18 protein-coding genes are annotated in these 18,362 nt (G+C 70.8%); 13 read left to right on the top strand and 5 right to left on the bottom strand.

Annotation, left to right across the window (positions count from 1 at the left end):
• Window positions 1-10 precede the first annotated feature (10 nt).
• The 3 genes from AB0J78_RS00090 (at window position 11) to AB0J78_RS00080 (ending at window position 2,364) form a co-directional block, all read left to right on the top strand.
• Window positions 11-958, top strand: coding sequence for a DUF5926 family protein (locus tag AB0J78_RS00090; protein ID WP_363785198.1), 948 nt, complete (start codon window positions 11-13; stop codon window positions 956-958).
• Between the two features lie 378 nt (window positions 959-1,336).
• Window positions 1,337-1,837 (top strand): SigE family RNA polymerase sigma factor, encoded by a 501-nt coding sequence (locus tag AB0J78_RS00085; protein ID WP_363785196.1) that lies wholly within the window; start codon window positions 1,337-1,339, stop codon window positions 1,835-1,837.
• Window positions 1,837-2,364, top strand: coding sequence for a hypothetical protein (locus AB0J78_RS00080; RefSeq protein WP_363785193.1), 528 nt, complete (start codon window positions 1,837-1,839; stop codon window positions 2,362-2,364). The genes AB0J78_RS00085 and AB0J78_RS00080 overlap by 1 nt, the downstream gene beginning before the upstream one ends.
• A 27-nt stretch (window positions 2,365-2,391) precedes the next feature.
• Here AB0J78_RS00080 and AB0J78_RS00075 read toward each other — a convergent pair whose 3' ends face one another.
• The 3 genes from AB0J78_RS00075 to AB0J78_RS00065 all read right to left on the bottom strand — a co-directional run bounded on the left by AB0J78_RS00075 (window position 2,392) and on the right by AB0J78_RS00065 (window position 5,374).
• Window positions 2,392-2,952 (bottom strand): ferritin, encoded by a 561-nt coding sequence (locus tag AB0J78_RS00075; protein WP_363785190.1) that lies wholly within the window; start codon window positions 2,950-2,952, stop codon window positions 2,392-2,394.
• A 272-nt stretch (window positions 2,953-3,224) separates the two neighbouring features.
• Window positions 3,225-4,445 (bottom strand): arginine deiminase, encoded by a 1,221-nt coding sequence (locus AB0J78_RS00070; RefSeq protein WP_363785188.1) that lies wholly within the window; start codon window positions 4,443-4,445, stop codon window positions 3,225-3,227.
• A gap of 119 nt (window positions 4,446-4,564) precedes the next feature.
• On the bottom strand, window positions 4,565-5,374 hold the full coding sequence (locus AB0J78_RS00065) for a CPBP family intramembrane glutamic endopeptidase (RefSeq protein WP_363785185.1): 810 nt from the start codon (window positions 5,372-5,374) through the stop codon (window positions 4,565-4,567).
• 135 nt (window positions 5,375-5,509) lie between these two features.
• On the opposite strand from AB0J78_RS00065, the gene AB0J78_RS00060 reads away from it, so the two are divergent.
• Window positions 5,510-5,887, top strand: coding sequence for a hypothetical protein (locus tag AB0J78_RS00060; protein ID WP_363785182.1), 378 nt, complete (start codon window positions 5,510-5,512; stop codon window positions 5,885-5,887).
• An 85-nt stretch (window positions 5,888-5,972) separates the two neighbouring features.
• On the opposite strand, the gene AB0J78_RS00055 is transcribed toward AB0J78_RS00060, so the two are convergent.
• A complete protein-coding gene (locus tag AB0J78_RS00055) occupies window positions 5,973-6,755 on the bottom strand; it encodes a DUF2470 domain-containing protein (protein ID WP_363785180.1) in 783 nt (260 codons plus the stop codon).
• A 334-nt stretch (window positions 6,756-7,089) separates the two neighbouring features.
• Here AB0J78_RS00055 and AB0J78_RS00050 point away from each other — a divergent pair, with 334 nt between their 5' ends.
• The 7 genes from AB0J78_RS00050 (at window position 7,090) to AB0J78_RS00020 (ending at window position 17,017) form a co-directional block, all read left to right on the top strand.
• Window positions 7,090-7,971, top strand: coding sequence for a hypothetical protein (locus AB0J78_RS00050; protein ID WP_363785177.1), 882 nt, complete (start codon window positions 7,090-7,092; stop codon window positions 7,969-7,971).
• The gene (locus tag AB0J78_RS00045; protein WP_363785174.1) at window positions 7,968-9,173 is read left to right on the top strand and encodes a fumarylacetoacetate hydrolase family protein; all 1,206 of its coding nucleotides are present in this window, start codon (window positions 7,968-7,970) and stop codon (window positions 9,171-9,173) included. The genes AB0J78_RS00050 and AB0J78_RS00045 overlap by 4 nt, the downstream gene beginning before the upstream one ends.
• Window positions 9,174-9,177: 4 nt before the next feature.
• The gene (locus tag AB0J78_RS00040; RefSeq protein ID WP_363785172.1) at window positions 9,178-9,864 is read left to right on the top strand and encodes a helix-turn-helix domain-containing protein; all 687 of its coding nucleotides are present in this window, start codon (window positions 9,178-9,180) and stop codon (window positions 9,862-9,864) included.
• A gap of 171 nt (window positions 9,865-10,035) precedes the next feature.
• Complete coding sequence (locus AB0J78_RS00035; protein ID WP_363785170.1) at window positions 10,036-11,553, top strand: cytochrome ubiquinol oxidase subunit I; 1,518 nt, start codon at window positions 10,036-10,038, stop codon at window positions 11,551-11,553.
• A gap of 9 nt (window positions 11,554-11,562) precedes the next feature.
• Entirely contained in the window at window positions 11,563-12,585 is a 1,023-nt protein-coding gene (gene cydB, locus AB0J78_RS00030) for a cytochrome d ubiquinol oxidase subunit II (protein WP_363785167.1), read from the top strand.
• Window positions 12,582-15,812, top strand: a complete 3,231-nt coding sequence (cydD, locus tag AB0J78_RS00025) for a thiol reductant ABC exporter subunit CydD (protein ID WP_363785164.1) — start codon at window positions 12,582-12,584, stop codon at window positions 15,810-15,812. Before cydB ends, cydD begins: the two co-directional genes overlap by 4 nt.
• 56 nt (window positions 15,813-15,868) lie before the next feature.
• Window positions 15,869-17,017 (top strand): GAF domain-containing protein, encoded by a 1,149-nt coding sequence (locus AB0J78_RS00020; RefSeq protein WP_132626876.1) that lies wholly within the window; start codon window positions 15,869-15,871, stop codon window positions 17,015-17,017.
• Here AB0J78_RS00020 and AB0J78_RS00015 read toward each other — a convergent pair.
• Entirely contained in the window at window positions 17,014-17,427 is a 414-nt protein-coding gene (locus AB0J78_RS00015) for an Rv3235 family protein (protein ID WP_363785161.1), read from the bottom strand. The two genes, AB0J78_RS00020 and AB0J78_RS00015, sit on opposite strands and share 4 nt — an antisense overlap.
• 111 nt (window positions 17,428-17,538) lie before the next feature.
• Between AB0J78_RS00015 and AB0J78_RS00010 the strand changes: the two genes are divergently transcribed.
• Window positions 17,539-17,922 (top strand): HAD-IA family hydrolase, encoded by a 384-nt coding sequence (locus AB0J78_RS00010; RefSeq protein WP_363785158.1) that lies wholly within the window; start codon window positions 17,539-17,541, stop codon window positions 17,920-17,922.
• 258 nt (window positions 17,923-18,180) lie between these two features.
• Window positions 18,181-18,362, top strand: a 182-nt coding sequence (locus tag AB0J78_RS00005; protein ID WP_363785156.1) for a hypothetical protein, incomplete at its 3' end; no start/stop codon positions are given.

Here is an 18,362-nt window from a genome sequence, read left to right as displayed (position 1 = left end):
TGGAACAGCCGTGTCGAAGCGAGCCGCGACCAAGCCAGCCCAGCCCGAAGGCGCCGTCGGTCCCCGCCAGCCCTGCCCGTGCGGGTCGGGCAAGCGCTACAAGGCGTGCCACGGCAAGGCCGGTGGCTCGGCGGACGTGATCGTGACCCGGCCGTTCGAGGGCCTGGCCGCCGAGTGCGAGCTGGTCGCGCTGCGCGAGTTCGTCCCGTCGGCGATCGCGAAGCTCCCCATGCGCGACGGTTCGGACATCACCCTGGCGACGGTGCTGCCGATGGCGGCCGCCGCGCTGCACCGCAACGACGGCGTGCGCTTCGTGGGTCTCCAGGTGCAGACGCACTCCGGCGACATCAGCCGCGACCTGGCCCGCGCGATCGAGTGGGTGAAGGAGGCCGAGACCGGCCAGTCCCTGTCGGTCGTGGGCCCGGAAACCGCCGAGGCGGGCTCCGTCCCGACCCGGCTGCAGGACCTGATCGACCCGGACGCCGCCCTCGACGTCGAGCTGTACGCCGACTTCGGCTGGTGGCTGCCCGAGGACGTGGACCCGACCGGTGAGGTCGCGCTGTCGCTGGAACGCGCCAACGCCGCGATCATGCCCACCGATCGCCTCAAGGGCGTGACCTCGGCGTACTGGGTCGACGCCGGCGAGAAGGCGCACCTGCGCTGGGTCCGCCCGGAGCCGGAGGAGCAGCTGCTCGCCGCGCTGGCCCGGCTGTCGGCTCGCGGCGAGCTGGCCCTGGGCGAGGAGAGCCGCTACGCGGGCTCGTTCCGCGCGCACGGCCTGCTGGTCCCGGTCTGGGACCTCGACCGCGAACTGCACGCCCGCGAGTGGGACGAACCGGCCGTCGCCCTCGGCCGGCGCATCGACGAAGCCCTCGCCTCCCTGGACAGCGAGCCGCTCACCAGCTCGGAACGCCGAGCCCGAGACGGTCTACGAGGACGCCAAATCACCATCCGCTGATCGTCACTTTGGTGGTACTCGCCTTGCTGGGCGGTGCGGGTGGGGGAACCTGAGCGGCTCCGTGGACTCCGCGCGCCACTCCTGATGTATGACCAATACACGGCGTCGCGGCGTGCTCGCCACGAAGCCGCTCAGAACCCCCGGCGGTGCAGCTTGCTCAGGTGGTGAAGGAGAAAGCGGCTTCGCCGCTTGCCTGACGTCACGTGCTCCGTTCGAGTGATCTCCACGCCCCTGGGCAACGAAGTGGCGGCTAGTTGCGTATCCCTCCACAGTGGTACCCGGCGTCTAGGGGGTGGAGGGGTGACCGCGCACTCGCCTGCCGTGCCGGCCGCTGCCGAGGCGTCCGGAGTACCTGTTGGGCAGGCGCGCCGGGGGGACATGGCTGCGACAGAAGACGATTTCGCCGAATTCGTCCGGGTGGCTCTGCCTGGGCTGATGCGTTACGGGCACGCGCTCACCGGCAATCCGCACGACGCCGCGGACCTGGTGCAAACGGTGCTGGAGAAGGTCGGCGCGCGCTGGAGCAAGATCAGCCGCACGACCGACGACCCCACCGCCTACGTGCGCAAGGCGATGGCGAACGCGCACATCAGCCGCTGGCGCCGCACTCGTCGCGAAACCCTGCTCGCCGAGTTCCCCGACGTCCCGGCCATCCCGCAGCAGGACCGCCTGGAGAACGAGCCGGTGTGGCAGGCGCTGCGCGATCTGCCGCCGAGGCAACGCGCGGTGGTCGTGCTGCGTTACTACGAAGGTCTTTCCGAACTGGAGATCGCCGACACCCTCGGTGTCAGCTGCGGAACTGTGAAGAGCCAGGCGAGCAAGGCGCTCACCTCCTTGCGGAAGCGGCTCGGCGAGACCGTCGAGGGAGGTGACGTGTGATGGATCTGGACGATGAGCTGCAGCGCCTGCTGCGCGACGACCGGCTGGACGTTCCGGTCCGCACCGGCGCGGAGTGGTCGCTGGTCGCCGCCGCGCGTCGCCGCCGCCAGCGCAACGGGATGCTCGCCGCCACGGCCGCCGCGATCGGATCGGTGCTGCTGGTGGGCGGGGGAGTCGCGCTGGTCAGCCACGATCCCGCACCGCTGCCGCCCGCCCGGCCGCCGGTGGTCCAGCAGCCCGGCCCGCAGGTGCCGCCTCCGCTCCCCTCGAGCGGATCCGTGGCGCCGCCGCACAGCGGGCACGTCCTCCCACCGCCGTCGCAGCCGGACACCCGGTGGCCGCAGTCGAACCCGCAGGAGCCGGACCCCTCGGTCAGCGAGTCGTTCGACCCGTCGATCCTGCGCACCGAGCCATCCCAGACGGCGGACCCGGAGACCTCCCAGCAGCCGGATCCGGAGACCTCTCAGAAACCCGCGCCGTCGGAGCAGAGCCCGCCCGGCGAAATGCACATCACCCCGGGCGGCTGAGCCACCCGGGGTGATGGGGACGGGGCGTCAGAGCGTGCCGCCGGCGGCCTTGGGGGCCGTGGGGTCGGTGCCCTCGTCGCCCACCGATTCGCGGGCGAGGAAGTTCTCGACGTCGAAGAGGTTGCCCTTGGAGCGGTCCACGACGTTGAGCAGCGTGGACATCGAGGAGACCTCCTCGACCTGCTCCTTGAGGAACCACTGCATGAACTGCTCGCCGAGGTAGTCGCCCTCTTCGCGGGCGGTCTTGGCCAGCGTCTCGATCTCCCGGGTGACCTCGCGCTCCTGCTCCAGGGCCAGCGCGATCAGCTCGCGGGTCTCGGAGAAGTCGTTGCGGACCTGCTCGATCGCCGGAATCTGGGGCTTGATGCTGTTGTCCATCAGGTACTGGACGATCATCATGCCGTGGTTCCGCTCTTCGAGCGCCTGCTTGTAGAAGTGCGACGCCAGCCGCGGCAGATCGTTGTCGTCGAACCAGACCGCGACCGCGATGTACTGCTGCGAGGCGGTGAACTCGTTCTTGACCTGTTCCTGCAGCAGGTGTTCGAACTTCGATTCCTTGTGCTGAATCTTCTTCGCGGTGACAGCCATGGCATCAATATAACCTTGAATTGGTCCAGTTACATTCAAGGTAAGCCTAATTATGATTTGGGTAGCCTTAGTTCTCAGGCGGCCGAAGAAAGGCTAGCCTCAATTAATCAAGCCAAGCCATACCTTGCCGTTTTCGCTGGTAGCAGCGCTACGAGCTGGGCATATGCGGCCAGTTGCGGATTCGTGGACCTGCCGAACGCATACACGTTCGCGAATCTGTCCTCCGAAGATCTTCGGCTTGTTCTCGATCACACCTGAAAATGTTCGCCCGATCAGGCGGTGGGGATTCCCGTGTCGCTCAGTTGTGCCCTGCTGATCGGGCACGACATGCACCTCGGGCCACCCCGACCGGAACCCAGTTCCGAGCCGCTGATGCGCAGCACCTCGATGCCGGCCTCCTCCAGCCGCGCGTTCGTCTCGGCGTTGCGCTCGTAGGCCACCACCACGCCGGGAGCGACCGCGAGCGTGTTGTTGCCGTCCTCCCACTGCTCGCGCTCGGCGGTGACGGGGTCGAGACCGGTGTCGATGACCCGCAGCCGGTCGATGCCCATCGCCTCCGCCGCCGCGTCCAGGAACGGTTCCGGGCCGGAGACGTCGAGCTCGCCGTCCTTGGGGCGCAGCGCGTAGGCGCGCAGCGAATGCCGGATCGCCGGGTACATCACCACGGCGTCCCGGTCGACCATCGTGCACACGGTGTCCAGGTGCATCGACGCGCGCGCCTGCTCGATCGGCACGGCCAGCACCGTGTGCGCGAGGTCGTCGGCGAACATCGAGCGGGCCAGCGACTCGGCGCCCGCGGGTGTGGTGCGCTCGCCGACGCCGATCGCGACCACGCCGGGGGCCAGCAGCAGCACGTCGCCGCCCTCCACCGGCGCGGAGTGCGCGCCGTACGCGCGGGCCGCGTGCGAGAACCGCGGGTGGTAGGCGTAGATCAGGTCGGTGATCGCCGACTCGCGCCGCCGGGCAGGCATCGCCAGCGCCGCGATCGCCACCCGGTCGCCGATCCACACCGACGAGTCGCGGGTGAACAGCAGGTTCGGCAGCGGTTCGATGGCGAAGTCGTGCGGGCGGTGCATCCGCCGCACCAGCGAGTCGCCTTCGGCGCGGGGCAGTTCCTCGAAGGTCATGCCGCCGATGAGCACCTCGGCCAGCGTCGCGTCGGTGACGCCGGACAGGTGCGAGCGCAGCGCGTCCGCCACGGCGCCGCCGAGCTTGAGCTCGTCGACACCGGCGTGCACGGCCGCGGCTCGGGCGCGGGCGTCGGTCAGCGCCTCGGTGAGCAGGTCGCGCAGCAGCAGCACCTCGACGCCGCGTCCGCGCAGCACCTCGGCGAAGGCGTCGTGCTCCTCCTGCGCCCGGTCGACCCAGGGGATCGCGTCGAACAGCAGCTGGTCGTTGTTGCGCGGCGTGAGGCGCTTGAGCTCGGAACCGGGCCGGTGCAGCACCACCGAGTTCAGCGGTCCGACTTCGCTCTGGACGTGCGGTCGAGTCACATCCCGAAGCCTAGCCCGGACGAACAGAATCGTCGCTGATCACGCTCATTTTCGATGGAACATGAACTTTCTGGGCCACTGAACCATCGATGTGTTGCGTCTAGTGCGGGATTCCAAGATCACGGGAGCCAGCCGACGTGGCCGCGCAGCGCCGAGTAGCCGACGAACGCCACGACGTCGATCAGCGCGTGGCCGACGATGAGCGGGACCAGCCGGTTGGTGCGCTGCCAGATCCGCCCGTAGACCAGGCCCATCACGATGTTGCCCACGAAGCCGCCGAAGCCCTGGTAGAGGTGGTAGCTGCCGCGCAGCACCGCCGCCAGCCACAGCGACCGGTTCTCGCTCCAGCCGAGCTGTCGCAACCGGGTCAGCACGTAGCCGACGACCAGCACCTCCTCGGCGAAGGCGTTGCCGAACGCCGCGAGCGCGAGAACCGGTGCCCGCCACCAGGCGTCGGTCAGCGTCGAAGGCTGCACGGTCAGGCTCAGGCCCAGCGCGTGCGCCAGCAGGTACAGCCCGAGGCCGGGAATCCCGATGAGCGCCGCGAGTCCGGCGCCGCGCAGCGCGTCCCCGCCGAGCCGGGTGCGGTCCAGGCCGATCCGCCACAGCGCCATGCCGCCGCGCCACAGCAGGAACGCGCCCAGCGCGCCCCACGCGACCAGGCGCAGCACGTTGACCAGCTGCGCCAGCATGTCGAGCAGTCCGAGATCGGCTTGAGGCTGGTTGATCGCGACCTGCTGCTGCGCCAGCGGAGTCGTCTGCAGGAGCGCGTCCAGCAGCGAGATCAGGCTCTGCAACCCCGACATCCCCAGGGTCACCGCGAACACCACGAGCAGTTCGATGCCGATCGCCTTGCGCTCCGCCGGATCGGTGAACTCCTCGGGATCACCGGGGCGTGTAGGGCTCAGCCAGGCGCGCAGGGTGCTCACCGGACGAACCGTACCCGGCGTCTTGTTGTCGCCATCCGGATGTCGCGCCTCGTCGTGGAGGGGGAGATTTCGGTTGGAACCGCGGGAGGCCCAAATCCCGTCGTAGGGAGTGGTCGCCGACGCCGGAGGGTGGGCGTGGACGTTTACGTGTGGGGCACGCAGGAAGCCGAGCCCATGGCCGAGACATTGCCGGCACTGGCCATGCGCGTGCTGCGGGAGGTTCGGGAGTTCGATTCGATCAACTGCGCGCTGGGCGCGACCGATTTCTTCGGGATCCGCGACGGCGTGCTGGTGGAGTTCCAGTACGCGGATCCGGGCGGTCTGCAGGTCCGGTTCTCCGACGGTCTCCGCGAAGGCCGGGCGTGGTCGGTGGCGCACGCGTTCCTGTGGCTGGTGACGCGCCAGCCCCAGGTCGCCGAAGCCGTCCTCCTCGGCGGGGACGACGGATCGCTGCGGTTCCGCCACGGGCGGATCACCCGCGCGGCCACGTGGTTCTCGGACGAGCTCTCCTGAGCGCGGGGCGGTTCCGGTCCGAACCGACCATGATCGAAGTCCACTTCGTCCGGTCGGTTCGGACCAGGACCGTCCGCTGCCGAGCTCAGGAACCCTTGCGCTGCTGGGCGAGGAAGGGGCAGCCGACGAGTCGGCGGAGTTCGAAGCCGAGGCGCTCGGTGGTGTCGGCCGGGCGGGAGAAGCCGAGCCGGACGTCGTGATCGCCGTCGGAGGACTCGACGCGCAGCCGCAGGCCGTAGCGGTCCAGGCCGAGCGGGCGGATGTGCCCGCCGCGCAGCTGCTCCGGCAGGTGCCGGGCGAGCAGGCCGACGACGTCGCGGTGCGAGAGCTCCAGGTGCCGCAGCCAGTCGTCCTCGAAGGTGCAGAACGGGTCCGGGGTCGCGGCCTGGAACTCGGTGGAGTCCACCGAATCCGAGCCCTCGGCGTCGGCCAGCACGATCGAGGCGGACTCCAGCCGCAGCACGCTCGCGCCGTGACCGGCGTCCAGCAGCCGCGGGTCCGGGCGGTCGTCGACGATCGACAGCACCTCGTGGTGCGCCTCTTCGGGATCCAGCACGCGCAGCCAGCCGGTCAGCCACAGCAGTCCGCGGACCGGTTCCCGCAGGCGCACCGGGGTCGGGTCGGCGACCTCGATGACGGCGGCGAGCTCGCCGCGCGGTGCGTGCCAGCAGGCCGCGATCAGCGGGTGGTCGTCGGCGAGCAGCACGGTCGCGCTGCCGTCCGGGTGCACGTGGTGCAGCAAGGGGGCGACGCGAGCCGAGACCTCGCCGGACGGCAGCAGTGCCGCCTTCCCACCACGTTTGGCAATGCTCCTGGCTCGTTCCGCGACACTGGGTCTGGCCGGCTTGCGGATCGTCTTCTCGCCCACCTGCTCACCTCCTACTTAGGCAAGCCTAACTTAAGTTTGAACGTGGCGAAAGCCCCCGGTCCGGTGAGCGGATCGCGGATCTCGCGGACTTCCCACGCGATGCAACGCCCTTACTACCAGGTGCGACGACGCGATGGGGAGCCGACCGGAGTAGTGAGCGGAGGGCCGTGCGGGTGGTATTTCGGACCGAACCACCCGGGTGGTGGGTGCGCTGACTACGCAGGGGTGCATGATGTCGGCCAAACTCGTCCCAGGGAGCTGCATATGACCCGGTCAGACGTCCGTTTTTCGGGCATCTTTGTTCACTGGCCGCAACGGCACTAGCGTGTCCACCGTGTCAAGCGCTGTTGAGCTTCGCGCGCCAGGTCCGCGCGGCATCCCACCCCTGTTCGCCCGACTGGTCGATGACGCCGCGCTGTTCCCACCCGGCAACCGCAACGAGGCGGCCACTCCGGTGCCGCAGGCGGTCGCCGAGCACCTGGACGCGCGGGCCGGTGAGTTCGCCGGTCTGCTCGGCCCGATGCTGTGCCAGGCGTCGCGGCTCGCTGAGCTGATCACCGAGCTGGCCAAGGCCAAGCCGTCCTCCCCGGTCCCGCTGTCGCTGGTGTGCGACACCGGTCTGGGCGGGGTCCCCAAGGCGCTGTCGATCATCGAGGGACGCCAGGAGCTGCTGGCCCTGCGGATGGTCGAGATGCCCGCGCCGTCGGACGTCGACGACATCTGGCTGGAGCGCGTCTCGGAGTTCGTGCCCGAGGACATCACCCGGGTCGTCGAACCGCGCCGAGGCGGCGAGGGATGGCTGGACGGCGTTCGCCGCGTCGCCGAGCACGGCTGCTGGCCGAAGGTGCGCACCGGCGGTCAGACCGCCGAAGCCGTCCCCACCGTCGACGAGGTCGCCGAGTTCCTCGCCGTCGCCGGATCGCTCGACGTGCCGTTCAAGGCCACCACCGGTCTGCACGCCGCCGTCCGGGGCGAGGATCCGGAAACCGGGTTCACCCATCACGGTTTCCTCAACCTGCTCGTCGCGACCGGGCGGTCCCTTTCCGGGAAGGATGTGCGGGCGGCGCTGGTAAGCACCGATGGCGCCGCGCTGGCCGAGGAGGCCCGCTCGCTGTCCGACGACGCGGCCAACGCGGTGCGCGACGTCTTCGCCTCGTACGGCTCGTGCTCGCTGAAGGACCCCGTCGCCGAACTGGAAGGATTGGGGTTGCTTTGAGCTGGATCGAGGACGCGGAGTTCGCCCCGGACAAGCCGTTCGGCCCGCAGACCCTCCCGTACGGGGTGCTGGTCACGGGCCACGGTCCGGTGGTCGCCGTGCGCGTCGGGCGGCACGCCCTGCCGCTGCGCGGCATCGCGGATGAACTCGGTCCTCGTCTGGCGGAGCTGATCTCCGGTGACTCCCTCGACCCGCTGCTCGCCGCGGGCCGCGACGCTTGGCGCGAGCTGCGGGAACGGCTCACCGGCATCGTGACCGCCGACCGCGCGCCCTCCGGCGCGGAGCTGGTGCGCACCGACTGGCACACGCTGTCGATGCCGTTCACCGTCGGCGACTACGTCGACTTCTTCGCCTCCCGGCACCACGCCGAGAACGTCGGCCGCATCCTGGCGCGCGGTTCGGCGCCGCTGCCGGAGAACTGGACGCACCTGCCGGTCGCCTACCACGGTCGTGCCGGGACGGTCCACGTCTCGGGCACCGACGTCCACCGGCCCAGCGGTCAGCGCAAGGCCGCCGGTGACGCGCACCCGGCGTTCGGCCCGACCCGGCGACTGGACTTCGAGGCCGAGGTCGGGTTCGTCTGCGGCGGCGAGGCCGCCGCGCAGATCCCCACCTCCGAGTTCTCCGATCACGTCTTCGGCGTCGCGCTGGTCAACGACTGGTCGGCGCGCGACGTCCAGGCGTGGGAGTCCAAGCCGCTCGGCCCGTTCCTGGCCAAGTCCTTCGCCACCTCCATCGCCGGTTGGATCACGCCGCTGGAGGCCTTCGAAGAAGCCAGGATCGCCGCCCCGCCGCCGGAGCAGCCGTTGCAGCAGTACCTGGTGGAGCACGAACCATGGGGCCTCGACCTGCGGCTGGAGGTGCGCTGCAACGAGACGTTGCTGTCGCAGCCGAGGTTCGCGGACATGTACTGGTCGCCCGCCCAGCAGCTGGCGCACATGACCGTCGGCGGGGCACCGGCCCGGCCCGGCGACCTGTTCGCCTCCGGGACCGTGTCCGGGCCCGAACGCGACCAGCGCGGGTGCCTGCTGGAGCTGACCTGGGGCGGATCGGAACCGATCACGCTCTCCGACGGCGAGCAGCGGACCTTCCTCCAGGACGGAGACCGGGTGACACTGAGTGGCAGCGCGCCGGGTCCTGGCGGTTCGGTCGTCGGGCTCGGTGAGGTGACCGGCACGGTGCTCGCGGCGGCTCGGAGGTGACGCGATGGCCAGACCTGATCCGGCGCACGCCGCCCCGCGCCTGCAACCCGAGGTGCCGGCGGGCACCAAGGAGAGCTCGCTGACGCTCGAGCGCGGGCTGAGCCTGCTGCAGGCGGTGGCCGACGCGGAGAGCGAAGCGCCCACGATCAGCGACCTGGCCGCCCGCATCGGCGTGAGCCGCGCCGCGGTGTACCGGCTGCTCGGACCGCTGCAGAGCCGCGGGCTGGTGCGTCGCGAAGGATCTCGGGTCCGGCTGGGCCTGGGCGTGCTGTGGCTGGCAGGACGGGTCCTGCCGCAGCTGCGGGTCGCCTGCACGCCCGCGCTGCGCGGACTGGCGGAGAAGGTCGGTGCCACCGCGCACCTGACCGTCGCCGACGGCAGCGAGGCCCAGGCCGTGGCGGTCGTCGAACCGTCCTGGACCAGCTACCACGTGTCCTACCGGGTGGGCACGCGTCATCCCGTCCAGCGCGGTGCCGCCGGGCAGGCGGTGGACCTGCCGGTGGGCTCTCCGCGGTGGATCTCCAGCAGCGGTGACCTGCAGCAGGGCGCGTTCGGCGTGGCCGCGCCGGTGCGCGGGGTCCCGGGGCTGCGCGCCAGCGTCGGAGTGGTGGCGCTGCAGCCGATCGCGGCCGACGAGATCGGGCCGATGGTCGTCGAGACGGCCGAGACCGTCGCGGAAGCCCTGCGGTGACGGTCCGCGTCGGGCAGCCCACCTGATCGTTGGGGGAGGTTCTTCCGGGCGGGTGGCCGAGGTCGCGCTGCGTGGAGAGGACCTTGGTCCCGTTGAAACCAGGACGCTCGACCGGGCGATTGGGGGCCCTTGCCCCTGCGCGCGCGGGTGCGCGGACGGCAGTGTGGTGCTGTGGATCTGCTCGACATCGCGCGCTGGCAGTTCGGGATCACGACCGTCTACCACTTCCTGATGGTGCCGCTGACCATCGGACTGGCGATCCTGGTCGCCGGAATGCAGACGGCCTGGTACCGGACCGGGAACCGCCGATACCTGAAGATGACCAAGTTCTGGGGCAAGTTGATGCTCATCAACTTCGCCATGGGTGTGGTCACCGGGATCGTGCAGGAGTTCCAGTTCGGCATGGCCTGGAGCGCCTACTCCCGCTTCGTCGGTGATGTCTTCGGCGCACCGCTGGCGATGGAGGGCCTGCTCGCCTTCTTCGTCGAGTCGACCTTCCTCGGCCTGTGGATCTTCGGCTGGGACCGGTTGTCCAAGGGCGTGCACCTGGCGTGCGCGTGGGCGTTCTCCCTGGCGACCGTGCTGTCGGCGTACTTCATCCTGGCCGCCAACTCCTGGATGCAGCACCCCGTCGGCGTGCGCATGGTCGAGGGCAAGCCGGAGCTGATCTCGATCTGGGCGGTGCTGACCAACTCGACGGTGCTCGCCGCGTTCCCGCACACGATCTTCGGCTGCTTCGCGGTCGCGGGCGGATTCCTCATCGGCATCGCGGCCTGGCAGATCGTCCGGCAGCGCAAGCAGGCCGACGAGGCCGGGGAACCCGTCGACGAGGAGGACCGGAGGACCTGGCACGGGTCGATGCGCCTCGGTGCCTGGGTGGCCGTCGTCGCCTTCGCCGGCCTGGCCATCAGCGGCGACGTCCAGGGCAAGCTGATGTTCGACCAGCAGCCGATGAAGATGGCCTCCGCGGAAGCCCTGTGCCACAGCGAGGCGCCCGCCAGCTTCTCGATCTTCGCCGTCGGCGACGTCAGGAGCCCCAACTGCGAGGACGTCAAGAGCCTGACCGTGCCCTACATCCTGTCCTACCTCGCCGAAGGTGACTTCACCAGCGAGGTCGACGGGGTCAACGAGCTGATCCCCAGGTACCAGGCCGAGTACGGCACGCACTACCCGAACGACCCGAGGCTGGGGCAGTTCGCGGGACAGCCGATCGACTACCAGCCGCTGCTGCCGGTGACCTACTGGGGATTCCGGTTCATGATCGGCTTCGGCGGCCTGGCCGCGCTCGGTGGCCTGGTCGTGCTGTGGCTGACCCGCAAGCAGCGCTTCCCCAAGGGCAAGCTGTGGGTTCCGCTGGCGCTGCTGGGCATCGGAGCGCCGTTCGTCGGCAACATCTCGGGCTGGGTGTTCACCGAGATGGGCCGCCAGCCGTTCGTGGTCGCGCCCAACCCGAACCCGTCCGGTGTGGACGGTGTCTTCATGTACACCGCTTCGGCCGTGTCCTCCGGCGTCACGCCCGGCGAGATGCTGACCTCGGTGATCAGCCTGACCGCGCTGTACGGGGTGCTGCTGGTCGTGGAGGTCTTCCTGATGATCCGCTTCGCCCGAGGAGGCTTCGCGGCCGTGATGCCACCGGAGAAGGAACCCGGCGAGTCCGACTCCGACGAAGCCCTGTCCTTCGCGTACTGAGAGGCCGAGATGGATCTGCCCACCTTCTGGTTCCTCGTGATCGCCCTGCTGTGGCTGGGATACCTGTTCCTGGAGGGCTTCGACTTCGGCGTCGGCATGCTGCTGCCGATCTTCGGGCCCCGGCGCAGCGAGCACGGCAACACCGACCGCAGGGTCATGATCAACACCATCGGCCCGGTCTGGGACGGCAACGAGGTCTGGCTGATCGTGGCCGGTGGCGCCACCTTCGCCGCCTTCCCCGGTTGGTACGCCTCGCTGTTCTCCACCGCGTACCTGCCGCTGCTGTTGCTGCTGCTCGCGCTCATCGGGCGCGGCGTCGCCTTCGAGTACCGCGGCAAGGTCGACACCGACCGCTGGCGCCGCACCTGGGACACCGTGATCGTGCTGGCGTCCTGGATCGCACCGGCCATGGTCGGACTGGTCCTGTCGGCCAACGTCTTCGGACTGCCGCTGGACGCCAACGGTGACCGGGTCGGCGGCTGGTGGACGATCTTCAGCCTGCCCAGCGTCGTCGGCGCGATCGCCGTGGTCACCTTCTCGATGCTGCACGGCGCGGTGTTCCTGGCGCTCAAGACCGAGGGCGAGATCCGGCTGCGCGCCCGGCGGTTCGCGCTGCGCGCGGGCGTGCCGCTGCTGCTGCCGGTGGTCGCGCTGGTGCTGCTCGCCCAGTTCCGCGAGGGCTCGGCCTGGACCTGGATCCCGCTGGTCATCGCACTGGCCGCCGGACTGCTCGGGGTCGCCAGGGTCGCCGCCGATCGCGAGGGCCAGGCGTTCTTCCTGCAGGCCGTCGCGCTGACCGGCGTCGTGGTGACGCTGTTCGGAGCGCTGTGGCCGAACGTCATCCCGTCCACAGTGGACCCGGCGTTCTCGCTGTCGATCGAGGACACCGCCGCCAGCGACTACCCGCTGATGATCATGACGTGGGTCGCCGCGTTCGGAACCCCGGCCGTGATGATCTACCAGGGCTGGACCTACTGGGTGTTCCGCAAGCGCATCGGCACCAAGCACATCCCGCCGGTGCACGCGCCGTGACCGGGCCGCTCGGCGCGCTGCCCCGGCTGTCCGGAGCGACCCGGCGCGCCCTGGTGGTCGCGGGACTGCTCGCAGCGGGCAACGCGATCGCGCTCATCGCGCAGGCGTGGGCGATCGGCAGCGCCCTCGCCGACGTCGTCGTGCGCGGCGTGCCCGCGGCCGAGATCGGCGACCGGCTGGTGGTCCTGGCAGCCGCCGTGATCGCCCGCGCCGTGCTGAGCTGGGCGACCGAGTCGGTGTCCGCCCGCGCCGCCGCCGGTGCCAAGGAGGAACTGCGCGCGCTGCTGCTCGACTCCGCCCTGCGGCGCGGGCCCGAGTGGATCGGCAGGCGCGGCCCCGCCGAGCTGACCGCGCTCGCCACCCGCGGCCTGGACGCGCTCGACGCCTACTTCACCAAGTACCTGCCCGCGCTGGTCACCGCCTCGATCGTGCCGCCGCTGGTCGGCGCCTGGATCCTCTGGTCGGACTGGGTGTCCGCGCTGGTCGTGGTCCTGACCGTGCCGCTCATCCCGCTGTTCGCCTGGCTCGTCGGCCGCTTCACGGAGCAGCGCATCGCCCGCGCCACCGACTCCGAGCACCGGCTGTCCGCACGCCTGCTGGAACTGATCCGCGCGCTGCCGGTGCTCACCGCCTTCGGCCGCGCGCGGGCGCAGCGCGAGGTCGTGCGCAGGGTCAGCGAGGAGCACCGCCGCAGCACCGTCGCGACGCTGCGGATCGCGTTCCTGTCCGCGTTGGTGCTGGAGCTGTTCTCGTCGCTGTCGGTGGCGATGGTCGCCGTCGGCATCGGACTGCGACTCGTCGGCGGCGACCTCGACCTGACCACCGGGCTGTTGGTGCTGGTCCTGGCGCCGGAGTGCTACCTGCCGCTGCGCGCGGTCGGTGCCGCGCACCACGCCAGCGAGGACGGTGTGGAAGCCGTCCGGCGGGTGGACGAGATCGTGTCCGCGCCCGAGGAGACCGGCTTCGCGATCTCCGGCTCGCCGGACGACGAGCCCGGCGTGCTGCGGGTGTCCGGACTGCGAGTGCGACGCCGCGACGCCTTCGTGCCGGACGGGCTGAGCTTCACCGCGCGCCCCGGATCCGTGGTGCGGCTCGCCTTCGGCGACGTCGGTCCCAGCGGCAGCGGGAAATCCACGACCCTGTCGGTGCTCCTCGGCTTCACCCGCCCCGACTCCGGCACGGTGACCTGCGGCGGAGCCACCCCCGGCGTCGCGGAGTGGCGCCGGCGGATCGCCTGGGTCCCGCAGCACCCGACCTTCACCGGGGGAACGGTCCGCGACGAGCTGCTGGTGGCCACCGCCGATCAGCCGGACCTGGTGGAGCACGTCGACGAGGCGCTGGCCGAGGCGTCCGCCGGCCACCTGCGGGACCGCCGCATCGACGAGCTGTCAGCCGGCGAGCGGCAGCGCGTCGCCGTCGCCCGCGCGCTGCTGCGACTGCGCGGCTCGGCGACCTTCCTGCTGCTCGACGAACCGACCGCGCACCTGGACGCGGCCAGCGCGCGGCACGTCGACGCGGCGATCGAACGCGCCGCGGCATCGGGCGCGACCGTCGTCCTGGCCAGTCACCGCCCGACCGGTGAAGGCGCCGAGGTCGAGATGTCCGCTCCGGCCGTCGAGGCGCAGGCCGAGGAGGCGGCCACCGGCCGTGGGCGGCTGCGCGACCTGATCAGCCCCCGGATGCTGGCCGGCGCGGGGCTCGGGGCGCTGTCGCTGCTGTCCGGTCTCGCGCTCACCGCCGTGTCCGCCTGGCTGATCGCTCGCGCCTCCCAGCAACCCCCGATCCTGACGCTGTCCGTCGCGGTCGTCGGTGTCCGGACCTTCGCGCTCTCGCGTGCCGCGCTGCGCTACGTCGAACGCCTCGTCACCCACGACGCCGCCTTCCGAACTGCCGGTGACCTGCGGGAACGCCTGTGGGTCGGGCTGGTCCGCCTCGGACCGGTCCGCACCGCCGGACTCCGGCGCGGCGAGGGAGTGGCGCGACTCGTCGACGACGTCGACAAGGTCCGCGACCTGATCCCGCGCGTCCTGCTGCCACCCCTGATCGCGTTCGCCGTGCTCGTCGCCGCCGTCGTCGTGCAGGTGCTGGTGCTGCCCGAAGCCGGTCTCGTGCTCGCCGCCGCGCTGACCGTGGCTAGCGTGGCGACCCCCGCCGCAGCGGTGATCGCCGAACGCCGCGCCAGCGACGCGGTCGCCGAAGGCCGTCGCGTCGTGGCCGCGAAGGTGCTGGCGCTGCTCGACGGCGCCGCGGAGCTGCTCGCCTTCGGCGCGCACACCGGCCGCCGAGCCGAACTCGCCGCCGCGGACACGCGGCTCGCCGCCCGCGCGCGCCGCGCCGCGTTCGGAACCGGTGCCGCGACCGCCGCGCACACGCTGCTGATCGGCGCGGCAGTGCTCGGCAGCGCCCACCTCGCGGCCGTCGCCGTCGCCGAAGGGCGCCTGGCCCCCGAACTCGCACCGCTGCTCGGGCTCGTCCCGCTGGCCGCGGCCGAAGCCGTCGCGCTGCTGCCGCCCGCCGCGCAGCAGTGGCGCTCGATGCGCACCGCCCACGACCGGATCGCACCACTCCTCACCGGCCGGGAGGCCGAAACCCCGCTGGCTCGAACCGGCGGCGAGATCGAACTGGTCGGCGCCGACGTCGCCTGGCCCGACGGCGAACCGGTGCTCACCGGCCTCGACCTGAACGTGCCCGCGGGATCGCACGTGGCCGTCGTCGGACCCTCCGGAGCGGGCAAGTCGACCCTGCTCGCGCTGCTGCTCGGCTTCCTGCCCGCCTCGCGCGGCCTGGCCCGGGTGCCCGAGCGCGTCGCCTGGTGCCCGCAGGACCCGCAGCTGGTGACCACCACCATCCGCGAGAACCTGCGGCTCGCGGCCCCACGCGCGTCCGACGCCGAACTCGCCGAAGCGCTCGACGCCGCCGCGCTGACCGGCTGGGACCTGAACACACCGGTCGGCAGCGGTGGGACCGAGCTCTCGGGCGGCGAAGCCCAGCGGCTCGCCCTGGCCCGCGCCCTGCTCGCCGACGCCGACCTGGTGCTGCTCGACGAACCCACCGCGCACCTCGACGCGGAGACGGCCGACGCGCTGCTGAACCGCCTTCGCACCGACCTCCGAGGCCGGACCGTCGTGCACGTGACGCACCGGATCACCGAGACCACGGGCGCCGACCTGGTGCTGCGGGTGGACGGCGGCACCGTCTCAGCCGTGACCACGGCGGATGTGTCATGAACCGCAGTCGCGACTCCCTTCATCGCGTGTACGGGCGCTATAGCCTCGAAAGCGTCATGGATTCCACTCTCGCCAGACGGATGCTCACCGCGTCCACCGAGATCACCAGAGTGGCGCTGTCCGCGGAAGACCCCGAGGCCGTGCTGCCGCTGGTGGTCCGCCGCGCCGCGGAACTGGCCGAAGCGGACCTCGGCGTGGTCACCGTCCGCTCCGACGACGGCAGGCTCACCGTCGAAGCCGCCTACGGCGCACCGAGCGCCACCGGTCCGCTCGCCGACCCCGTCGGCACCGTGCTGTCCTCCCGTTCCGCGGCCGCCCGCGTCGCGCGCAGCGGCGTTCCCGTGGTCGTCGACGACCTGATCGACGATCCGCTGACCGCGCCGTACGTGCCCGCGTCGCTGCGGGTCTACGGCCCGTTCGCCGTCGCTCCCTTCGGCACCCGCGAACGACGTCTCGGCGCGCTCGCCGTCTACCGGCGGCGTGGCGCCTCGACCTTCAACCGCGTCGCCGTCGACGTGCTCACCTCCTTCGCCGCTCAGGCCGGACTCGCGCTCGTGCTCGCCGAAGGCTCCACCGCTCGCCAGCGGATCGCCGTCTACCAGGAGCGCGAACGCATCGCCCGCGACCTGCACGACGTGATCGTGCAGCGCCTCTACGCCGCCGGCGTGCAGTTGGACGTGCTGCAACGACGGGTCGCGGGCAGCCTCGACACCGCGGACGCCGACCGGCTGGCGGAGACCGTCGAGCAGATCGACCAGGCCATCGCCGAAGTCCGCGCCACGGCCCGCACGCTGCGCTCGGCCGACCCGGAGACACCCACCCAGGCACCTGCGCTCGACGACTCGATCCGCTCCGAGGTGCAGATCGCCGGCGAGCTGCTGGGGCGGCCGCCGAAGCTGGAGATCGACGGCGACCTCACCGACGTACCGGTCCCGGTGGCCGACCACGCACGAGCCGCGCTGCGCGAGGCGCTGTCCAACGTCGTGCGCCACTCCGGTGCTCGCACCGTCCTGGTCCGGGTCCGCCGGTCGGAGCCCGGGCTGCGCTTGCAGGTCGTCGACGACGGCTGCGGCATCCCCCGCGACGTGAGCAAGCGCGGACTCCGCAACCTCGAAGAACGCGCCGCCGCTGCCGGTGGCCGCTGCACCCTCACCTCCTCCCCGGACAGCGGTACGACGGTCACCTGGGAAGTCCCGCTCGCCTAGATCGCGTTCCGCTCGATCGGGGACAGCCGGGTGCACACCCAGCGCTCCGCCCGCCGTTCGAGCCGCAGCGCCAGCGCGCGAACCCGGTGCGCGCCCACGACCAGGCACGCCTCCACGGCCGAGTCACCGATCGCGCAGGCGTGCACCGAGCGCAGCCGGTACTGCGGGTGGTCGGCTCCCCGCAGTCGGAGACCGAGGAGCTTGCCGAACACCGCGGCGGTCAGGTGCTCGCGCACGTTCCCCGCACCTGATCGCCCGGCCAGCACGTCGAAGACCTGCCTGCCGATCACCGATGCCACCGACACCGCCGTGCGCTGAGCGGGATCGGGGACGGCGGACAGCGGTGTATCGGTGCGGGGCAGCAGGTTGGTGCTCGGCAGCAGGTCGGTGCTGGGCTGGACTGCGGTCATGGCGCCTCCCTCATCGTTGATGTCGCCTTCGATGTGGAAGAGGCGCGAGGACCCCTGTTCCGGTCACTTCTCGGCCAGTGCCACTCGATCGTGTGGCCTACGGTGCTTCACGTGGATCTGCGAGGACTGTTGCTGGACTACGCCGGGGTGCTCGACGAACCGGGGATGGCCGCGGTGGCGAGAGCGGTGCGCGGCGCCGGAGTGCGCACCGCCGTCGTTTCCAACGCCGATCGACTCGCGGATCCGGCATTGCCGGATGCGTTCGACGCGGTCGTCCTCTCCGGAGTCGTCGGATTCGCCAAACCCGATGCCGAGATCTACCGGCTCGCAGCGCGCCGCCTCGGACTCGAACCGGGGGAGTGCGTGTTCGTCGACGACCTCCGCCGCAATGTCGATGGCGCGGTCACCGCGGGAATGGTCGGGGTCCACCACTCCGGTCTCGAATCCACGGTCATGGAGCTCCAAGCCCTCTTCGACCTCGAACTTGGCCTCTGACCTGGGGTTTTACCCTTAAAGGGGGGGTGGTGTTCATGGGGTTTTTCGGGGTGCGTAAAGTATTTCAGGTCAGAGCGACACGGGCCGGGAAAACCGGGCCGGGCCTGACGGGGCCCCGAGAACCTCGCTTAAACCTGAGGGTGTTAGCGTGGTGGGACCCGGGAAAAACGGGTAAGACCTTTTGATAATGTGAATACCGATTGAGCGGTTGTTTTCGCTTGATGTCGCCGGGTACGGGGCTTGCTTGTAGGTCACGGAATGGCGACGGACGAGAATGAGACCCCCGGTTTGACCGAGGAAATCAGGATGGTCTACAGTGGGAAACACCGCGAGAGCGGGAATCACCGAGGAAATGACTCCCCGGAGTTCACGCCCTGGAAGTGGGGTTGTGGCGATGGTGTGGGTGTGTTCTTTGAGAACTCAACAGTGGACTGTTTTGG

The sequence above is a fragment of the Saccharopolyspora sp. NPDC049426 genome (assembly GCF_040676935.1).
Taxonomy (GTDB): Bacteria; Actinomycetota; Actinomycetes; order Mycobacteriales; family Pseudonocardiaceae; genus Saccharopolyspora.
This window is presented reverse-complemented; position numbering and strand designations above follow the sequence as displayed.